Source organism: Lapillicoccus sp., from assembly GCF_039935575.1.
In the GTDB taxonomy this organism is placed as follows: domain Bacteria; phylum Actinomycetota; class Actinomycetes; order Actinomycetales; family Dermatophilaceae; genus Lapillicoccus.
In genome coordinates this window covers 19,101-37,723 of record NZ_JBDTKA010000120.1, presented here as the reverse complement: position 1 = coordinate 37,723, position 18,623 = coordinate 19,101, and the positions used below count along the sequence as shown (strand labels likewise).

The 18,623-nt window shown below is 67.9% G+C and carries 13 protein-coding genes; 6 read left to right on the top strand and 7 right to left on the bottom strand.

Translation table 11 applies throughout. The annotated features are described in order from the left end of the window. Nucleotide 1: 1 nt before the first annotated feature. Entirely contained in the window at nt 2-2,515 is a 2,514-nt protein-coding gene (locus tag ABI385_RS14755; RefSeq protein ID WP_407068284.1) for a glycogen/starch/alpha-glucan phosphorylase, read from the bottom strand. Nucleotides 2,516-2,723: 208 nt separating this feature from the next. On the opposite strand from ABI385_RS14755, the gene ABI385_RS14750 reads away from it, so the two are divergent. The 6 genes from ABI385_RS14750 to ABI385_RS14725 all read left to right on the top strand — a co-directional run bounded on the left by ABI385_RS14750 (nt 2,724) and on the right by ABI385_RS14725 (nt 12,283). Next, entirely contained in the window at nt 2,724-4,811 is a 2,088-nt protein-coding gene (locus ABI385_RS14750) for a maltotransferase domain-containing protein (protein ID WP_407068285.1), read from the top strand. A gap of 2 nt (nt 4,812-4,813) precedes the next feature. Further along, nucleotides 4,814-6,535 carry a maltose alpha-D-glucosyltransferase gene (gene treS / locus ABI385_RS14745; RefSeq protein ID WP_348104514.1) on the top strand — a complete coding sequence of 574 codons (1,722 nt, stop codon included), beginning with the start codon at nt 4,814-4,816 and terminating at the stop codon, nt 6,533-6,535. Then, complete coding sequence (locus tag ABI385_RS14740; protein WP_348104513.1) at nt 6,528-8,003, top strand: maltokinase N-terminal cap-like domain-containing protein; 1,476 nt, start codon at nt 6,528-6,530, stop codon at nt 8,001-8,003. Before treS ends, ABI385_RS14740 begins: the two co-directional genes overlap by 8 nt. Continuing rightward, nucleotides 8,000-10,213, top strand: coding sequence for a 1,4-alpha-glucan branching protein GlgB (glgB, locus tag ABI385_RS14735; RefSeq protein ID WP_348104512.1), 2,214 nt, complete (start codon nt 8,000-8,002; stop codon nt 10,211-10,213). The genes ABI385_RS14740 and glgB overlap by 4 nt, the downstream gene beginning before the upstream one ends. Before the next feature lie 4 nt (nt 10,214-10,217). Beyond that, the gene (gene pgm / locus ABI385_RS14730) at nt 10,218-11,870 is read left to right on the top strand and encodes a phosphoglucomutase (alpha-D-glucose-1,6-bisphosphate-dependent) (RefSeq protein WP_348104511.1); all 1,653 of its coding nucleotides are present in this window, start codon (nt 10,218-10,220) and stop codon (nt 11,868-11,870) included. A 74-nt stretch (nt 11,871-11,944) separates the two neighbouring features. Next, a complete protein-coding gene (locus ABI385_RS14725) occupies nt 11,945-12,283 on the top strand; it encodes a hypothetical protein (RefSeq protein ID WP_348104510.1) in 339 nt (112 codons plus the stop codon). A 192-nt stretch (nt 12,284-12,475) separates the two neighbouring features. On the opposite strand, the gene ABI385_RS14720 is transcribed toward ABI385_RS14725, so the two are convergent. The 6 genes from ABI385_RS14720 to ABI385_RS14695 all read right to left on the bottom strand — a co-directional run bounded on the left by ABI385_RS14720 (nt 12,476) and on the right by ABI385_RS14695 (nt 18,488). Continuing rightward, nucleotides 12,476-13,456: a tetratricopeptide repeat protein gene (locus ABI385_RS14720; RefSeq protein ID WP_348104509.1), complete on the bottom strand. Its 981-nt coding sequence runs from the start codon at nt 13,454-13,456 to the stop codon at nt 12,476-12,478. A gap of 17 nt (nt 13,457-13,473) precedes the next feature. Further along, entirely contained in the window at nt 13,474-14,472 is a 999-nt protein-coding gene (locus ABI385_RS14715) for a hypothetical protein (RefSeq protein WP_348104508.1), read from the bottom strand. Next, on the bottom strand, nt 14,469-15,305 hold the full coding sequence (locus tag ABI385_RS14710) for a hypothetical protein (protein WP_348104507.1): 837 nt from the start codon (nt 15,303-15,305) through the stop codon (nt 14,469-14,471). The genes ABI385_RS14715 and ABI385_RS14710 overlap by 4 nt, the downstream gene beginning before the upstream one ends. 431 nt (nt 15,306-15,736) lie before the next feature. Continuing rightward, nucleotides 15,737-15,994 (bottom strand): Txe/YoeB family addiction module toxin, encoded by a 258-nt coding sequence (locus ABI385_RS14705; RefSeq protein WP_348104506.1) that lies wholly within the window; start codon nt 15,992-15,994, stop codon nt 15,737-15,739. Between the two features lie 148 nt (nt 15,995-16,142). Continuing rightward, nucleotides 16,143-17,909 carry a methylmalonyl-CoA mutase family protein gene (locus ABI385_RS14700; protein ID WP_348104505.1) on the bottom strand — a complete coding sequence of 589 codons (1,767 nt, stop codon included), beginning with the start codon at nt 17,907-17,909 and terminating at the stop codon, nt 16,143-16,145. Between the two features lie 63 nt (nt 17,910-17,972). Next, nucleotides 17,973-18,488 (bottom strand): MarR family transcriptional regulator, encoded by a 516-nt coding sequence (locus tag ABI385_RS14695; RefSeq protein WP_348104504.1) that lies wholly within the window; start codon nt 18,486-18,488, stop codon nt 17,973-17,975. Nucleotides 18,489-18,623: the final 135 nt, after the last annotated feature.

The following is an 18,623-nucleotide window of genomic DNA, read 5'->3' as shown; positions in this document are numbered from 1 at the left end:
CTCAGTCGTCGAGGACGGGTGGGGTGTGCCAGATCCTGTCGATGTAGTCGCGCATCGCGCGGTCGGAGGAGAAGAAACCACAGCGGGCCACGTTGAGGATCGCCGACCGGGACCACCGGTCCGGGTCGGCGTAGGCGGCATCGACTCTGGTCTGGGCCTCGAGGTAGGCGGCGTAGTCGGCGAGCACGAGGAACCGGTCGTCGTTGAGTAGGTTGGAGACCACCGGCTCGAAGCTGTACTGGCCGTCTCCGGAGAAGGCACCGGAGGCGATCAGGTCGATCGCCGCTCGCAGTGTCGGGTCCTTCTCGTAGTAGCTGGCCGGGTGGTAGCCCGCGGTCTGCAGCGCCTCGACCTCGGGCTCGACGAGGCCGAACAGGAAGAAGTTGTCGTCGCCGACGAGGCGACGGATCTCGATGTTCGCGCCGTCGTCGGTCCCGATGGTGAGAGCGCCGTTGAGGGCGAGTTTCATGTTGCCGGTGCCCGACGCCTCCTTGCCGGCGAGCGAGATCTGCTCGGAGAGGTCCGCGGCAGGGATGAGCTTCTCCGCCAGCGTCACGTTGTAGTTCGCTGGGAAGACGACGTTGAGACGACCCTCGAGGCGCTTGTCCTCGTTGACCGTGCGGCCGACGGCGTTGATCAGGCCGATGATCTCCTTGGCCATCCGGTATCCGGGCGCCGCCTTGGCTCCGAACGCGAAGACCCGCGGCGTGATGTCCTCCACGGCCACCTCGCCGGAGATCACCTGCTGGTAGAGCGTGACGATGTGCAGCAGCTTCAGGGTCTGTCGCTTGTACTCGTGCAGGCGCTTGACCATGATGTCGAGCATCATGTCCGTCGGTAGCTCGATGCTGTCGCGGGTACGCAGCAGCTTGGCCAGCCGGACCTTGTCGGCCTTCTTGACCGCGCGGAACCTCTCTCGGAACGACGCGTCGTCCGCAAACGGCTCCAGCTCCTCCAGGCGGTCGAGGTCCGTAACCCAGCCCGGGCCGATGGCCTCGGTGATGAGGTTGGACAGCTGTCGGTTGGCGAGCCGCACGAACCGGCGGGGGGTTACTCCGTTGGTGACGTTGGTGAACTTGTCGGGCCAGTAGTCGGAGAAGTCGGGCAGCACCTTGTCCCGCAGCAGCTGCGAGTGCAGCTCGGCGACACCGTTGACCTTGGCGCCGGCCACCGTCGCGAGATAGGCCATCCGTACCGAGCGCTCCGGGAACTCGGCGATGATCGACATCCGGCGCATGCGCATCTCGTCACCGGGGAACCGGGCCCGCACCCCGTCGAGGAAGTCGTCGTTGATCCGGTAGACGATCTCTAGATGGCGTGGCAGCAGCCGTCCGAGCACCTCCACCGGCCACACCTCGAGGGCCTCGGGCAGCAGGGTGTGACACGTGTAGGCGAAGCACTGCTGGGTGATCGCCCACGCGTCGGCCCACTCGAAGCCCTTCTCGTCCATCAAGATTCGCATAAGCTCGGGGACCGCGATGACGGGGTGGGTGTCGTTCAGCTGGAAGATCGCCCGTTCCGGCAGCAGCCGCAGGTCGAATTCGGGCGGTAGCACCTGATCGATGAAGTCGTGCAGCGAGCAGGCGACGAAGAAGTACTGCTGCTGCAGTCGCAGCTCCTTGCCCTGCGGCGTCGAGTCTTCGGGGTAAAGGACCGCCGAGATCTTCTCCGCGAAGGTCTGTCCCCGCACAGCGTCGACGTAGTCGCCCGAGTTGAAGCTGGCGAGGTCGAACGCGCGAGTGGCCGTGGCGCTCCATAGCCGCAGCGTGTTCACGCGCCCGTTGCGGTAGCCGGGAACCATGTAGTTGTAAGGCACCCCCTGCACGTCCCACTCCGGGACCCAGGTCGACCGCTCCACGCCGTTGTCGTCCGTGACCTTCTCGGTGTGCCCGCCGAACTGGACGCGCACAGAGTTCTCGGGGTGCGGGAACTCCCATGGGTTGCCGAGGGCGAGCCATGGGTCGGACTGCTCGACCTGCCAACCGTCGACGAAGGTCTGCCGGAAGATGCCGTACTCGTAACGGATCCCGTAGCCGATACACGGGACGGACATGGTCGCGAGCGAGTCGATGAAGCACGCGGCAAGTCGTCCGAGACCGCCGTTGCCGAGGCCCGGTTCGATCTCCTGACCACGCAACGTGCCGAGCGTCATACCCAGCTGCCCCAGACCTTCCTCGACGATGTCGTCCATGTCGGAGGCGAGCAGCGCGTTGTCCAGCTGTCGCCCGAGCAGATACTCCGCCGACAGGTAGCAGACGGTCTTGGCCTGGAGGTCCCACTGCTTCACGAGGGTCGTCATCCAACGCGCCTGTAGGTGGTGGCGCACGGTGCGGGCCAGTGCGAGGTACTGGTCGTTGACGGAGCTACGGGCCAGGCTGACGCCCTGTCCGTAGTTGAGCTCACGCATGAAGTCGTTGACGAACGCGTCGACGGAGCGCTGCGGCGCAGTGAGGTCGCGGCTGTCGAGCGCGTCGCGACGGGGGGCCGGCGTGATGGCGGTTTCCGTGTCGGTCACGGGCAGACTCTATTACGAGGACTGCCGCGTTCTTGCAGACCTTTCACGCGCCTGAACACGGCGCGAGACGCGCCGCGGCGCGGGTGGCTGGCGCTATTGCGCACCGAGTAGCGTCGGGCGTGTGACTGCACCCGACGCCGCGGCATCCACGACATCCACGACTGCAGACGGCAAGATCTCCGACGACCAGGCGTCCACCGACGAGCTGATGGACCTCGAGGCGTCCGGCGCTGACAGCGTGGCAACGGCCCCGGGTCCGCAGGCCACGGCCACGCCGCTCGAGCTGCTCGCGAAGGCGCTGCCGGAGGGCGTCCTGCCCTTCGGTCGTATCCCCGTCGTGAACGTCCAGCCCCTGGTCGACGGCGGTGCCCGGCCCGCGAAGTCCGTGGAGCACGAGGAGTTCGTCGTTGCGGCTCAGGTGTTCCGTGAGGGCCACGACGCCGTCAGCGCGACCGTCGTGCTCACCGACCCCGAGGGGACCGACCACCACTTCCCGATGAGCGTGGACAACGCCGGGCTCAACTGGTGGAGCGCTCGCGTCTCGGCCGACCGTCCCGGATGGTGGACGTACCGTGTCGAGGGGTGGTCCGACCCGTGGGCGACGTGGCTGCACGACGCGACGATCAAGGTCGAGGCCGGCATCGACGCCGAGCTCATGCTCCAGGAGGGTGCCCTACTCCTGGAGCGCACCCGCGACGACCGGCATCCGTCCGGAGCGTGCCCCGTCGACGACGCCGTCACCGCCTTGCGTGACACCACCAGCTCCCCTGTATCCCGGCTCCGCACGGCAACGTCCCCGCTGATGCAGGAGTGGTTCAAAGCGCACCCGCACCGCGAGATGGTCAGCCCGACACCGGCATACCGGCTGCTCGTCGAGCGCGAGCTGGCGCTGTTCGGCGCGTGGTACGAGATCTTCCCCCGCTCCGAAGGCGCCTGGTACGACGACCAGTCCGGACAGTGGCACGGCGGCACCCTGCGCACGGCGGCGGAGCGGCTGCGGGCCATCGCCGGCATGGGGTTCGACGTCGTCTACCTCACGCCAGTGAGCCCCATCGGGACCACGGCACGCAAGGGCCGCAACAACGCGCTGGACGCGGTCGACGGGGACCCCGGTAGCCCGTATGCCATCGGCTCACCCGACGGGGGCCACGACGCGATCCATCGCGACCTCGGCACCTTCGACGATTTCGACGTGTTCGTCCACGCCGCCCGACGCAACGGCCTCGAGGTCGCGATCGACATCGCGCTGCAGGCGTCGCCGGACCATCCTTATGTCGAGACGCATCCGGAGTGGTTCACGACCCGCGCCGACGGGACGATCGCCTACGCGGAAAACCCGCCAAAGAAATACCAGGACATCTACCCGCTCAACTTCGACAACGATCCCGCCGGCTCTTACGCCGAGATGCGCCGGGTCATCCAGGTGTGGATCGACCACGGCGTCACCCTGTTTCGCGTCGACAACCCGCACACCAAGCCGATCCAGTTCTGGCAGTGGCTGATTGCTGACGTTGGCAAGGACCACCCCGAGATCATCTGGCTGGCCGAGGCGTTCACCAAGCCCGCGATGATGCACAGCCTCGGCAAGGCGGGATTCCAGCAGTCCTACACGTACTACGCCTGGCGCAACATGCGGTGGGAGCTCGAGGCCTACCTGCGCGAGCTCGCCGGGGAGGCGTCGGCATACATGCGTCCGTCGTTCTGGCCGACGACGCACGACATCCTGACGCCCTACATGCAGTACGGCGGCCCGACCGCCTGGACCCTGCGCGCGGCACTGGCTGCGACGTTGGTTCCGACCTACGGCATCTACGCCGGCTACGAGCTGATGGAGAACGTCGCCCGCCAGGGCGCCGAGGAGCAGGTCGACAACGAGAAGTACCAGTACAAGGACCGGCACTGGGAGCACTACGAGCCGGGCGGCCCCAAGGAGGGACAGAACCTCACCGCCTACCTCACCAAGCTCAACGCGATCCGCCGCGCGCACCCGGCGCTGCGCTGGCTTCGCAACATCGCGTTCCACACCGCGCAGGACGAGAACATCCTGGTGTTCTCCAAGACCCGCGTCGTGGACGGTCGGCGTGACACGATCCTCGTCGTCGCCAACCTCGACCCGCACGCGACGCGGTCCAGCGTCGTCGACCTCGACATGCCCGCCCTCGGTCTCGGCTGGGACGACACGTTCCGGGCCCGGGACCTGATCACCGAACAGACCTGGATCTGGCGGCAGCAGGCCTTCGTCCGCCTCGGTCCCGAGACCCACCCTGTGCACATCATCGAGGTCAGGAGCATCTGAACGTGCAAGGTCTCAACCTCTCCCAGCCCGGCCTGCGCCACGATCCTCAGTGGTACAAGACTGCGGTCTTCTATGAGGTCCTGGTCCGCGCTTTCTCCGACTCCAAGGGGTCGGGGTCCGGCGACTTCCGTGGCCTGATCGAACGGCTGGACTACCTGCAGTGGCTCGGGGTCGACTGCTTGTGGCTGCCGCCCTTCTATGCCTCGCCGCTACGCGACGGCGGCTACGACATCGCCGACTACAAGTCGGTACTGCCGGAGTTCGGGAGCATGCCGGAGTTCATCGAGCTGGTCTCCCAGGCCCACGCTCGGGGCATCCGGATCGTCACCGACTTCGTGATGAACCACACGTCAGACCAGCACCCGTGGTTCCAGCTGAGCCGGGCCGAGCCGGAGGGTCCGTTCGGCGACTACTACGTGTGGTCCGACACCGACGCGCCCTACAGCGAGGCTCGGATCATCTTCGTCGACACCGAGGTCTCCAACTGGACCTTCGACCCCGTCCGGCGTCAGTTCTTCTGGCACCGCTTCTTCTCTCATCAGCCGGACCTCAACTTCGAGAACCCCAAGGTCCAGGAAGAGATGCTCGACATCGTCCGCTTCTGGATGGACCTGGGAATCGACGGTTTCCGCCTCGACGCCGTCCCCTACCTGTTCGAGGCCGAGGGCACCAACTGCGAGAACCTCGCCGAGACGCACGGGTTCCTGGTCGCTCTGCGCACCATGGTCGACACCGAGTACCCGGGCCGCATCCTGATCGCCGAGGCCAACCAGCCCCCGGCAGAGGTCGTCGACTACTTCGGCACCACGCTGGCGCCGGAGTGTCAGATGTGCTTCCACTTCCCGGTGATGCCGCGTCTCTACTACTCGCTGCGCGAGGAGAAAGCCGCCCCCATCATCGACGTCCTCGCCGGCACTCCAGCAATCCCCACCGGCAGCCAGTGGGGCACGTTCCTGCGCAACCACGACGAGCTGACCCTCGAGATGGTCACGCCCGAGGAACGCGCGACGATGTACGGCTGGTATGCGCCCGACTCCCGGATGCGTGCCAACGTCGGCATCCGCCGCCGGTTGGCTCCCTTGCTGGACAACTCCCGGCCGGAGATCGAGCTGATCCACGCGCTGATCCTGTCGCTGCCCGGTTCGCCGTGCCTCTACTACGGCGACGAGATCGGCATGGGCGACAACATCTGGCTCAACGACCGCGACGCCGTCCGGACACCCATGCAGTGGACCCCGGACCGCAACTCTGGTTTCTCGTCGGTCGACCCCGGCAAGCTCTATCTGCCGGTCATCTCGAGCCTCGTCTACCACTACAACACGGTCAACGTCGAAGCCCAGATGGCGACGTCGGCGTCCTTGCTGCACTGGGTCCGGGGAATGCTGCGCGTCCGCAGCCAGAACCCCGTTTTCGGGCTCGGCGACTTCGAGGTGTGCCTGTCGGAGAACGAGACGATCCTGTCCTTCGTGAGGCACTACGAGGGTGAGCGGCCAGTGGGGACCGACGCGTCGTCGAGCCGCACGGTGCTTTGCGTCAACAACCTCTCATCACGCCCCCAGGCGTCGACCATCCAGCTGCCCATCCAGTACGCCGGTGCTCAGCTCGTGGACCTGTTCGGCGGCCAGGGCTTCCCCAAGATCGGTGACGACGGACGGGTGCTCATCACGCTCGGCTCCCGGGACTTTTTCTGGTTCCAGGTGCGCGGGGACGCCGACCATGGCTGAGATCCACCGCACGACACTGGAACCCGGCAAGCTCGACCTCTTGACCACCTGGCTGCCGCACCAGCGCTGGTATGCCGGCAAGGGGCGTACGCCGTCACTGCGCAAGCTCGGCGGCTACCGGCTCGACGACCCGGCGGGTCGGGTGGGCATCGAGGTCATGGTGGTCGCTGACGAAAGCGGCGCCCAGCCTGTGGTCTACCAGGTGCCGCTCACCTATCGGTCCGCCGCCCTACCCGGCGGGGACTCGGCGTTGGTCGGAACGACGAAGCACGGAGTCCTCGGCACCCGCTGGGTCTATGACGGTCCGCACGACCCGGTCTTCGTCGCCCAGCTGCTGGCCCTGATCCAGGGTGTCGCCGAACCTCAGGCACAGTCGCAGAGCTGGACCCGCGATCCCACCGTGCACGGCCACGCCGTCGGCGGCACCGTCGTCGAGCTCGCGTCGTCGTCTGTCCTGCGTGGCGAACAGTCCAACACCTCGGTCATCTGCCACGTCCGCGGTCCCGGCCACGCGGACGCAGAACCGATGATCATCAAGGTCTTTCGCGCATTGGGCGCCGGCGAGAACCCCGACGTCGTCGTCCAGTCCGCTCTCACGCAGGCGGGGTCCACGCAGGTCCCGCACACCGTCGGTGACGTGTCCGGCGAGTGGGAGGACCCCGTGACAGGCGACCGGGTCCGCGGCCATCTGGCCTTCGCGCAGCGCTTCCTCCCCGGTGTCGAGGACGCCTGGCGGGTCGCCTACCGCGCAGCCGCGGACGGCGCGGACTTCACCGGGCCGGCGCGCGAGCTCGGGGAGGCCACCGCCCATATCCACCTCAGCCTCGCGCAGACCATGGGGACCGCCGAGGCCAGCGAGCAGGACCGGGCGGAGCTGACCCGGATCGTGCGCGCCCGCTATGACCAGGCCGCCGCCGAAGTGCCTTCCTTGGAGTCCGACGCCCCGCAGATCCAGCGGGTACTCACCGCGCTCGACGAGCACCCCTGGCCGCCGCTGCAACGGATCCACGGCGACTACCACCTGGGTCAGGTGCTGCACACCGCCACCGGCTGGGTTGCGGTCGACTTCGAGGGCGAGCCGTTGCGGCCGCTCAGCGAGCGCGTCCGCCCCGACCTGGCGCTGCGCGACGTTGCCGGGATGCTCCGATCCTTCGACTACGCAGGCGGGTCGGTCGAGATGACCGAGCTGCCGGACGGGACGCACCCCGATGCCCGGGACTGGGTCGCTGCCTGCCGCGAGGCCTTCCTTGACGGGTATGGCTCCGTCGCGCCTTTGGACCCCCGTTCCGCACTACCGTTGCTGCGGGCCCTCGAGCTCGACAAGGCGCTCTACGAGCTCATCTACGAGGCCCGCAACCGTCCCACCTGGATCCCCATCCCGGCCACCGCCATCGACCGCATCGTCTCCGATCCCGCCGCTGAGGACCACGCTCGGCAGGGCACCGGCGTCCGGAAAGGATCGTCATGACCACCGTCCCGACCACAGGACAGGTCGCCGACGAGAGCGCCATCAGGGCATTCGTCGAAGCACGTCACGCGCAACCGCATGACCTGCTCGGACAGCACCTCGGCCCCGGTGGGCTGACCATCACGGCATACCGGCCGATGGCTCGCTCGGTCCGGGCGCACCTCGGCGACGGCTCGTTCGTCAACCTGCACCATGCGCATGACGGCGTCTGGACCGGTACCGCCGGCTCCGTCACTGCGACCCAGGACTACCGGCTGCTGACGACCTGGGACGACGGCGTCGAGCACGAGGCCGACGACCCCTACCGGTTCGCCCCGACCCTCGGTGAGATCGACCGGCACCTGTTCAACGAGGGCCGGCACGAGAAGCTCTGGACCATTCTCGGATCCCACGTCCGGCGCTACGGTGGTCCGCTCGGCGACGTGCACGGCGTCTCCTTCGCCGTGTGGGCGCCGCGTGCCAAGACGGTCCACGTCACGGGCGACTTCAACGGCTGGGACAAGGTCTCGCACCCGATGCGGCGGCTCGGCGAGAGCGGGGTCTGGGAGCTGTTCATCCCCGACGCCAGCGAAGGGATGAACTACCAGTACGCCGTCCGCGACGAGGCGGGTCACCTGGTCCTGCACACCGACCCCATGGCGCAGCGGACCGAGGTGGCCCCCCAGCAGGCCGCGATCGTCACCGAGTCGCACTACACCTGGGGCGACGACGACTGGATGGGGCAGCGAGCCTCCGCCAACCCGCACGACGGGCCGATGAGTACCTACGAGGTCCACCTCGGCTCGTGGCGCCAGGGGTCGAGCTACCGCGACCTGGCAGAGCACCTGGTCAACTACGTCAAGGACCTCGGCTTCACCCACGTCGAGCTGCTCCCGGTCATGGAGCACCCGTTCGTACCGTCGTGGGGTTACCACGTCACCAACTACTACGCGCCGACGTCCCGGTTCGGCTCCCCCGACGACTTCCGCTACTTCGTCGATCGTATGCACCAGAACGGGATCGGCGTCATCCTCGACTGGGTGCCCGGCCACTTCGCGACCGACCCGTGGGCGCTCGCGAAGTTCGACGGGCAGGCGCTCTACGAGCACGCGGACCCGCGCAAGGGCTGGCACCAGGAGTGGGGGTCGTTCATCTTCGACCTCGGGCGCAACGAGGTCCGCAACTTCCTTGTGGCCAATGCGCTCTACTGGTTCGAGGAGTTCCACGCCGACGGGCTGCGCGTCGACGGAGTCGCCTCGATGCTCTACCTCGACTACTCGCGAAAGCCCGGTGAGTGGGTCCCCAACTCCTACGGCGGCCGGGAGAACCTCGAGGCGGTCCAGATGCTGCAGGAGGTGAACGCCACCGCATACCGTCGCTATCCCGGCATCGTCACCATCGCCGAGGAGTCGACGTCGTGGTCCGGAGTGACGGCCACGACGACGAAGGGCGGCCTGGGGTTCGGCTTCAAATGGAACATGGGGTGGATGAACGACGCCCTGCGCTACCTCGGGCAGGACCCGATCTACCGCCAGTACCACCACAACTCGATGACGTTCGCCTTGATGTATGCGTTCACCGAGAACTTCGTCCTGCCGATCAGCCACGACGAGGTAGTGCATGGCAAGGGATCGCTGCTGCGCAAGGCCCCCGGCACCCGCGACGAACAGCTCGCGACGCTGCGGGCGTTCCTGGCCTACATGTGGAGCCACCCCGGCAAGCAGCTGATCTTCATGGGCTGCGAGTTCGCCCAGGAGTCGGAGTGGGCCGACGGTCGAAGCCTCGACTGGTGGCTGCTCGACCAGCCGGCGCACTACCGCGTCCACGCCCTGGTCAAGGACATGAACGCGATCTACCGGTCGAACCGGGCCATGTGGGAGTTCGACAACGACCCGGCGGGTTTCCGCTGGCTCAACGCCGACGACGCCGCGCACGATACCTTCTCCTACCTGCGCTACGGATCGGGAGACCGCGCCTCGGATGCGCCGGTGATGGCGGTGGTGGTGAACTTCAGTGGTCAGACGCACCAGCCATACCGGGTCGGTGTCCCGCGCGGCGGCCGATGGCGCGTCGTGCTCGACACGGCGGGCTACCGGCCGGACTCGCCCAGCTCGGCGGGACTGGTGCTGCAGGCAGACTCGCAGTCGTGGGACAACCAGCCATATGCCGTGAACGTGACCGTACCGGCACTGTCGTCGGTCTGGCTCGTGCCCGAGGACGAAGGAACCTGACCAGATGAACCACCCACGCGCCGGACAGCCCGCCCAGGCCGAGGACCTCGTCGACATCGGCGCCCTCGTGGATGCCTACTACACCAAGGTCCCTGACGTCACGAACCCCGACCAGATGGTCGTGTTCGGGACGTCGGGCCACCGTGGGTCGAGCCTGAAGACCGCCTTCAACGAGGCACACATCCTTGCGACCACGCAGGCGATCTGCGAGTACCGCCGCTCGGCCGGGGTCGACGGTCCGTTGCTGATCGGACGCGACCCGCATGGCCTTTCCGAGCCGGCCTGGAAGAGCGCTCTCGAGGTCCTCGTCGCCAACGGGGTCACCGTCCTGGTTGACGACCGCGACGGGTTTACCCCGACGCCAGCCGTCTCGCACGCGATCCTCACCCTCAACCGCGGCAAGATCGGCACGCCAGGCGCGACCGGCCTCGCCGACGGCATCGTGGTGACACCGTCACACAACCCGCCCTCCGACGGCGGCTTCAAGTACAACCCCACCCACGGTGGGCCCGCCGACACGGATGCGACGGCGGCCATCGCGGCGCGGGCCAACGAGCTGATCCGCGACGGTCTGCGGGAGGTCCGCAGGGTGCCCCTCGGGCAGGCGCTGGGTGAGGTCGGCCGCTACGACTTCATGGGCCGTTATGTGGACGACCTGCCCAACGTCGTCGACATCGCAGCGATCCGCGACGCCGGTGTGCGCATCGGCGCCGACCCCCTCGGCGGCGCGTCCGTGGCCTACTGGGGTGAGATCGCGGAGCGCCACGGGCTGGACCTGACTGTGGTCAACCCCGAGACCGACCCTGTCTGGCCGTTCATGACGCTGGACTGGGACGGCAAGATCCGGATGGACTGCTCCTCGCCCTTTGCGATGGCCTCGCTGATCACGCGCAAAGACGAGTACGACATCGCGACCGGCAACGACGCCGACGCCGACCGGCACGGCATCGTCACTCCCGACGCCGGACTGATGAACCCCAACCACTACCTCGCTGTCGCCATCGGCTACCTCTACGGCGGGGCCCGGCCCGGTTGGCCGCAGAGCACTGCTATCGGCAAGACCCTCGTCTCATCCTCGATGATCGACCGCGTCGCTGCCGATCTCGGACGGCAGCTCCTCGAGGTGCCCGTCGGGTTCAAGTGGTTCGTCCCGGGGCTCCTCGACGGGAGCGTGGCGTTCGGTGGCGAGGAGTCGGCCGGCGCGTCGTTCCTGCGCTTCGACGGGACCGTGTGGACGACCGACAAGGACGGGATCATCCTCGCGCTGCTGGCTTCCGAGATCCTCGCCAAAACCGGACGGACGCCGAGCCAGCACTACGTGAAGCTGACGGAGAAACATGGTGCTCCGGCATACGCGCGCATCGACGCGGCTGCCAACCGCGAGGAGAAGGCGGCCCTCGCAGCGCTGTCGCCGGAGGCCGTCACCGCGAAAACACTTGCGGGAGAACCGATCACGGACAAGCTCACAGTTGCCCCCGGCAACGGCGCGAAGATCGGTGGGCTCAAGGTTGTCACCGAGAGCTCCTGGTTTGCGGCCCGTCCGTCCGGCACCGAGGACGTCTACAAGATCTATGCGGAGTCCTTCAAGGGGGCCGAGCACCTGGCTCAGGTCCAGGACGAGGCGAGAGATGTAGTCGGGGCTGCGCTGGGCTCCTGACGATGCCTGGGCGACCGGAGCGACCCGAAGTGCTGAAGTGCCCTTCGCTCAGGTCCGTTGGCTACGTCCTGGTCGTGACGGTCCTTGCGGCGGTCGGGTTCCTCGGGCATACCCCGGCCCCGATCATCGCCGCGTCAGTTCTCACTCTGCCGTGCAGTCCAGCTCTTGTGGTCGGCTATTACCTGCTATCCGGCCTGTTAGCCCAGATTCCCGGTGCGAACCCGAGCAAGAACAGCGGATCCGAAACGACGCGTCCGGACGGGTCCCACGTCTCGACGTTTGTAGGAGGACAGGCATCCTGGTTCGTCGTTACCACCCCGCTGCTCGGCATCCTTGCTCTCTCGCTCGCCGCATACCTGAATGTGGTGATCGTCCGTTCGATCCGTGCCGGGAGGGCTTCGAGGCAACCGTAGAGACCACCCAGACGTGCGCATCTCCACATAGTGCGGCGGCAGTGCGGGAATGCTGTCCGGCTACCTCGTTAGTCGCAGTGGGTCCCGCTCCGAGGCCGGCCTCGGTGTCGGCATCGTCGCGGACCCGTTGCTGTTAGAGGCGACTCGCCGACCGTACGGCAAAGCTCGCGACTGCACCGACTCTCGCGGAAACTAGAAGAGGGCGCTCATCAAGGCCCGCCGGGCAGCCGTCACCTCGTCGGTGGGTCCGACGATCTCGAACAGCTGCAGCAGGTGCTCACGCGCGGCGTTGCGCTCGTCCCCGCTGGTGACCCGGACCAGGTCGACGAGGCGGCCGAACGCGTCGCTCACGTGCCCGCCCAGCACGTCGAGGTCGGCGACCAGGACCTGAGCAGCCACCTCGGTGGGGCTGGCCTCCGCCGCCGCGCGGGCCGCCACAGCGTCGACGCCCTCGGTGCGCTTCATGAGCCGCACCTGGGCGAGCCCCACCTTGGCCTCGGCGTCCCCGGGGGTGTCCTCGAGCGCCTGTTCGTATGCCTCGACGGCCCCGTCGAGGTCACCGGCGTCGATGGCGTCGTAGGCGCGGGCGATCAAGGGAGGCAGCTCGGGCTCGGCCACTGTCTCGGGACCCTCTGCCTCCCCCTCAGGTGGGTGATCAGCAACGGGCGCGCGGCCGGTGACGCCGTTCTGCACCGCGAGCTGGAGCAGCTCGTCGAGGATCGGCTGCGCCTCCTGGGGCAGCAGCGGTCCGATGAAGAGCGGCACTGGGCGGCCTTGGAGGAGCGCGATCGTTACGGGGACCTGCTTGACCTGCAAGGCCTGCTGCAGGCCGGGGTTGGTGTCGACGTCGACGGAGACCAGCTGGAACCGGCCCTCGCTCGCGCTCGCGAGGCCGCCCATGATCTTCACGAAGTCCCCGGACTCGGGCAACCGGGCTGACCAGAGCACGACGACGACCGGATAGCGCAGGCTTGCGTTGACGATCTCCTGGAACGACTCGTCCGTGCCGATGACCACGGGCCCCTGCCCTGGTGCCCCAGCGGTCGGCGTACCGGTAGCGGGAGTCCCTCCCGGCGTGGGTCCCTGGCCACGGGCCGGAGCCTTGGGCCTGGCGAGAGCGGACAGGTCGACGGCGCCGCGGAGCGCGGAGGGAGGAAACGGCTGCTGGCTCATGGGGTCATTCTCTCTGGTCAGGTCCCGGTGGCGGCGACCAGGTGTTCCTGGGCGGCCACCACCCGGGCCTGGCCCGACGCCGGGACCACGAACACGACGAACTCGAGCGTGTCGAGCGTGGCCTCGGCCTTGATGTTCGACAGACCCGTCAAGGCGGTGAACTGCGCCGTCGGTGTGATCGTCGCCTGCGTCCGGTTGAGGATCGTGTCCTTGCGCTGGATCACGGTGAAGACGAGCGCGCCCCGGTCGTCGGCCACCTTGAACCCACCGACGACGTCCTTGGCCGAGGACTGCGACGTCAGCGTGCCGGAGCCCGACAACCCGTCGCTCTGGGCTTGGGCGTTCTTGCGGACCGCAGCGGCGGACGCGTCGTCCTCGAAAGGTGCGTTGGCGTCGGCGGCGGGCGCCGGGAAGGCGAGCGACGAGGCATACGCCGCCAGGAGCTTCTGCGGCGGGGCGGCCAGCCCGGCTCCGCTGCCGAGCAGGGGTGCGCCCTGGGCAAGCTGGTCGAACGAGGGGACCTCGGCACTCGGCAGCATGGTGGCGCTCGCAGCGATCCGGAACGGGGTGCGGGAATCCGGAGTGGTCAGCAGTGACAGCACGGGAAGCCCCGACTTAGCCCGGGTGGTCTGGACCAGCATCTGGCGCGGATAGCTCAACCCGTTGGAGACGGCAAGGACAACGGGCGCAGCCGAGGTGAGGGCCAGAGCGTCCTTCTGGGCCTGGCTGAGGGTGGCGGCGAGCTTCGCGTCGGCGTTGGCAGCCGTGAGCGCATCGCCCGTGAACGCGGCGGCCCGCAAGGCGTCACCGTCGGCGCCCGAAGCGGCGGCGGTCGCCCGTGCGGCCAAGGTGGTGACCTGCGCCGCGATGCCACTCGCTCGCGAGCCGGAGACCGCACCGCCGACCGTCGCGGTCGGGGGGTCGGACACCCCGGCGACCGCGGCGCACGACGAGAGCATCGCGCTCAGCGCCGCGGCAGCCGCGATGCCGGCCAGGCGTCGGGTATGCCGGTTCATCGCACCTCCCCGGGCCGGTCGCTGTCGAGATCGGTGTCGAGGTCATGGTCGGGTGCGTGCTCGGCGTCGGGTTCCGGCGCGGGCTCGGCGTCGGGTTCCGGCGCGGGCTCGGAGTGAGATTCTGGTTCCGTCTCGACGTCGGGTTCCGGTGCCGGTTCGGAGTCAGATTCCGGTGTCGGTTCGGCGTCTCGTTCCGGTGCCGGTTCGGCGTCGGTGACGGGCTGTGGCTCTGACGTCTGGTGCGATCCGGCGAACACCGCCGGCCGCGCGTGCTGCCAGAGCCAGCCCCCGGCGAACGCCAGCAGGATCAGCCCGACGACGAGCAGCACGAGGGACTCGAGGAACCAGGTGCCACGCGAGAAGCTCACCGTGACGTCGACCGGGCCACCCTTGGTCGCGTAGGCGAGCACCGCCTCGGGTGCCTGGTTCTGTTCGACGGTGATCGTCTCCTGGCCGCTGTTGCGCCAGACATGCGAGGCGGACGGGTCGGCCAAGGGCTGAGAGCCAAGGGTCTCCAGCTGGAGAGTGCGGGCCGGGAAAGCGGCGGATACCGTAAAGGTGTGTCGGCCCGTTCCGACGATGTCGCTCGCGTCCTGAGGCACCGATGCGCCGAGGAAGACGGGGCCGGAGGCGGCGTGCGCCGTCACGGTGGCAGGCACGGCGACCCGGTTGAGAATGTTCGGTCCGATGAGGACCGCGGGCTGCTCGCTCGTGGCGCTGAACGACGCCGTGCCATGTGGACCGAGGACGATCGCGAACCAGATGCCGAGGACGGCCAGAACGAGCCCGACGAGCGCCGCGAGAGCAACCGCCAGTCGGCGTGCGAGGGCCACGGCGTGAGGTCCTTGTCGGTCGAGGGAAACGGGTCAGGCGCAGCTCGAGGAGGTGTCAGCACCATCGGTCGGGCCAGCCGAATGAACTCCACCATGACATACGAGTCTGTCGCGAGACCAATTCGTACCGCGCTGTTCGGCCGGCTTCGGGTGCGGCGGGCGCGTCCCGTGCCCGAGCGCGAGGCCCAGGAGATCGTCGACTCGGCACGAGCAACCTGCTCGAGATCAAGGTGCTCTCAGCAGGGTCACCACCTGGCCGGCCAGCGCGTCGACACGAAGGGTCCCGTCGAGCTCAACGGTGGCGGCTCGTCGGATCAGGGCGCCGACCTCGTCGACGAACCGAACGGTGTCGGCAAGATGCTCCGGACTCTTCCCGTTGGGTTTGTTGGTTCATCGTGAGACTCTGTCGCTCAGACGTAGTGAAAAGTCGCTCAGACGTAGTGAAAACGTGCTTGAAGGATGACGAGGTCGTCGCCGTCGACGAGGTAGACGAGCCGGTGTTCCTCAGTGATGCGACGCGACCACGCACCGCTCAACAGGTGTCGTAAGGGCTCGGGCTTGCCAATACCGGCGACGGAGTCACGGAGGGCATCGTCGATGATGCGGTTGATCCGTATCAACATCTGTCGGTCAGCCGCCAGGCAGTAGGTGTAGTCGGACCACCCGTTAGGCGTGACAACCAGCCTCATCTCACCAAGTCGTGCGCGTCGCGCTGTCCGTCCTTGGCCTGCTGCAAGCTCTCCAGGAGGTGGCGAGCGTTCGCGGGGACCGCAGCAGATGTGCGGTCGCCTCCAACCACCCGTCCGCTATCCGACCTGACAGGACGGTGGACACGACTCAGAAACGCGCAGGCTCGCGGTAGACGCCCCACTCGGCGCGCAGCGCGTCACAGATCTCTCCCAGCGTGGCCTCGGCCCGGGCTGCGTCCAGCATCGAGGGCACGAGGTTCTCGCTCGTCCGCGACACCTCGACCATCCGCCCCAATGCCGCAGCGGCGGCTGCCTCGTCCCGCTGGTTCCTGCGGTCGGCCAGCACGCGTACCTGCTCGACCTCCACCTCGTGGCTGACCCGCAGGATCTCGAGGGTGTGGCTGACCGACTCGGTGTGCACGTTGACGCCGACGACCTTCTTGTCACCCTTCTCGAGGGCGAGCTGATAACGGAAGGCCGCGTCGGCGATCTCAGACATGAACCAGCCGTCCTCGATGCCGCGCAGGATGCCCGACGTCATCGGTCCGATCTCGTGCGCGATGGTGCCGTCCGCCTCGGCCGTACGACCGAGCTCCCCCAACCCCCGGATCGTCTCGAAGATGGCCTCCGCCTCGGCCTCGAGCCGGTCGGTGAGGGCTTCGACGTACCACGAGCCGCCGAGCGGGTCGGCGACGTTGACGACGCCGGTCTCCTCCATGATCACCTGCTGCGTGCGCAGCGCGATCTCGGCCGCCTGCTCACTCGGGAGGGCCAACGTCTCGTCGAGAGCGTTGGTGTGCAACGAGTTCGTGCCGCCGAGGACCGCCGCCAGCGCCTCGACGGCGGTGCGGACCACGTTGTTGTACGGCTGCTGGGCCGTGAGCGAGACGCCCGCCGTCTGCGTGTGGAACCGCAGCCACTGCGCCTTGTCGGTCGTCGCCCCATAGACATCGCGCATCCAGCGAGCCCAGATCCGCCGGGCGGCGCGGAACTTCGCGATCTCCTCGAAGAAGTCGAGGTGCGCATCGAAGAAGAACGACAGCCCGGGTGCGAACCTCTCGACGTCCAGGCCGCGCGACAAGCCGAGCTCGACGTAGGCGAACCCGTCGGCGAGGGTATACGCAAGCTCCTGTACGGCCGTCGAGCCGGCCTCGCGAATGTGGTAGCCCGAGACCGAAAGGGGCTTGTAGTCCGGAATGTTCTCGGCGCAGTAGGCCATCAGGTCGCCGATGAGGCGCAGGTGCGGCTCTGGTCCGAACAGCCACTCCTTCTGGGCGATGTACTCCTTGAAGATGTCCGTCTGCAGTGTCCCGTTGAGCGAGGCGAGGTCGATCCCCTGCCGTTCCGCGGCCACGAGGTACATGCAGAACACCGGGACCGCCGGACCCGAGATGGTCATCGAGGTCGTGACGTCCCCGAGCGGTATGCCGGCGAACAGCGTTTCCATATCGGCAGCAGAGTCGATCGCCACCCCGCAGTGCCCGACCTCGCCGAGCGCCAGCGGGTCGTCGCTGTCACGGCCCATCAGGGTGGGCATGTCGAACGCGACGGACAGACCGCCCCCGCCGCGGGCCAGGATCATCTGGTAGCGCTCGTTGGTCTGCTGGGCGTTGCCGAACCCGGCGAACTGACGGATGGTCCAGGTCCGCCCGCGGTAGCCGGTGGCATACAGGCCTCGCGTGAAGGGGTACTCCCCCGGCCAGCCGATCCGGTCCAGTCGCTCGCGCTCGGCGTCGGTGGCACTGGTCCCGTCGGTCGCGTGATGGCCGAGGGCCGGTATGCCGTGCAGCCCCGGCCCGTAGACCGGCTCGACCTCGTCGCCGGACAAGGTGGTGAAGTCGGCGGTGCGGACGCGGCCCTGCGCGAGTGCGTCGTCGTAGCGGGACTGCCAGCGCGCCGCGCCATCGGGGTTCATGACCCCAATTTACTTGGACGTCCTACTATCTGTCACCTGGCCCGCTCGCGCGGATGACCGGGGTCAGTCGGTGAAGTCCTGCCGGGCGACCCGGACCTTACGCAGCAGCGCGAAGAGCTGGTCGTGCTCGTCCGCCGAGAGCATCGCCAACCCGAAGCCTCCGGTGACCAGGTCGGCCGTCGCTGCCTCCATCACCGCGCGGCCCGACTCGCTGATCGCCGCGAGCGTGCCTCGTCCATCGCGCGGGTTCGGGCTGCGCGTGACCAGGCCCTGGGCGTCCAGCCGCTGGACGATATGGGTCGCCGAAGTGGGATGGACCATCAGCCGCTCGCCCACCTTGCTCATCGGCAGCTGGCCCGCCGAGGAGAACGCGAGCAGGACCAACGCCTCGTAGCGCGCGAAGGTGAGACCGTGCCGACCGACAACGGCGTCGAAGTCACCGATCAGGAGCTGCTGGACCCGCATGATCGAGGTCGCCGACGCCATTGCCAGCGGCTCGGACCGTGGTCCCCAGCGCGCTCGCCACAGCTCGGCGGCACGCCGGATCGGGTCGAAGCGCAGCCGCAGCACGTCAGACACGAGAGATCACGGTAGCCGTTCGTCACTCAGCACACGGTCCGGCGCTCAGCACACGGTATGCGGTGGCCTGAGCGCACAACCGTGGGCTGAGTGGCGTTGGGGACCAGACCCATACCATCGACCCGTCGGTGGGCC

Excerpts from the sequence above, each read along its gene's own strand:
- ABI385_RS14750 (WP_407068285.1), top strand. The coding sequence starts at position 2,724 with ATGGACCTCGAGGCGTCCGGCGCTGACAGCGTGGCAACGGCCCCGGGT.
- ABI385_RS14740 (WP_348104513.1), top strand. The coding sequence starts at position 6,528 with ATGGCTGAGATCCACCGCACGACACTGGAACCCGGCAAGCTCGACCTC.
- glgB (WP_348104512.1), top strand. The coding sequence starts at position 8,000 with ATGACCACCGTCCCGACCACAGGACAGGTCGCCGACGAGAGCGCCATC.
- pgm (WP_348104511.1), top strand. The coding sequence starts at position 10,218 with ATGAACCACCCACGCGCCGGACAGCCCGCCCAGGCCGAGGACCTCGTC.
- ABI385_RS14720 (WP_348104509.1), bottom strand. The coding sequence starts at position 13,456 with ATGAGCCAGCAGCCGTTTCCTCCCTCCGCGCTCCGCGGCGCCGTCGAC.
- ABI385_RS14715 (WP_348104508.1), bottom strand. The coding sequence starts at position 14,472 with ATGAACCGGCATACCCGACGCCTGGCCGGCATCGCGGCTGCCGCGGCG.
- ABI385_RS14705 (WP_348104506.1), bottom strand. The coding sequence starts at position 15,994 with ATGAGGCTGGTTGTCACGCCTAACGGGTGGTCCGACTACACCTACTGC.
- ABI385_RS14700 (WP_348104505.1), bottom strand. The coding sequence starts at position 17,909 with ATGAACCCCGATGGCGCGGCGCGCTGGCAGTCCCGCTACGACGACGCA.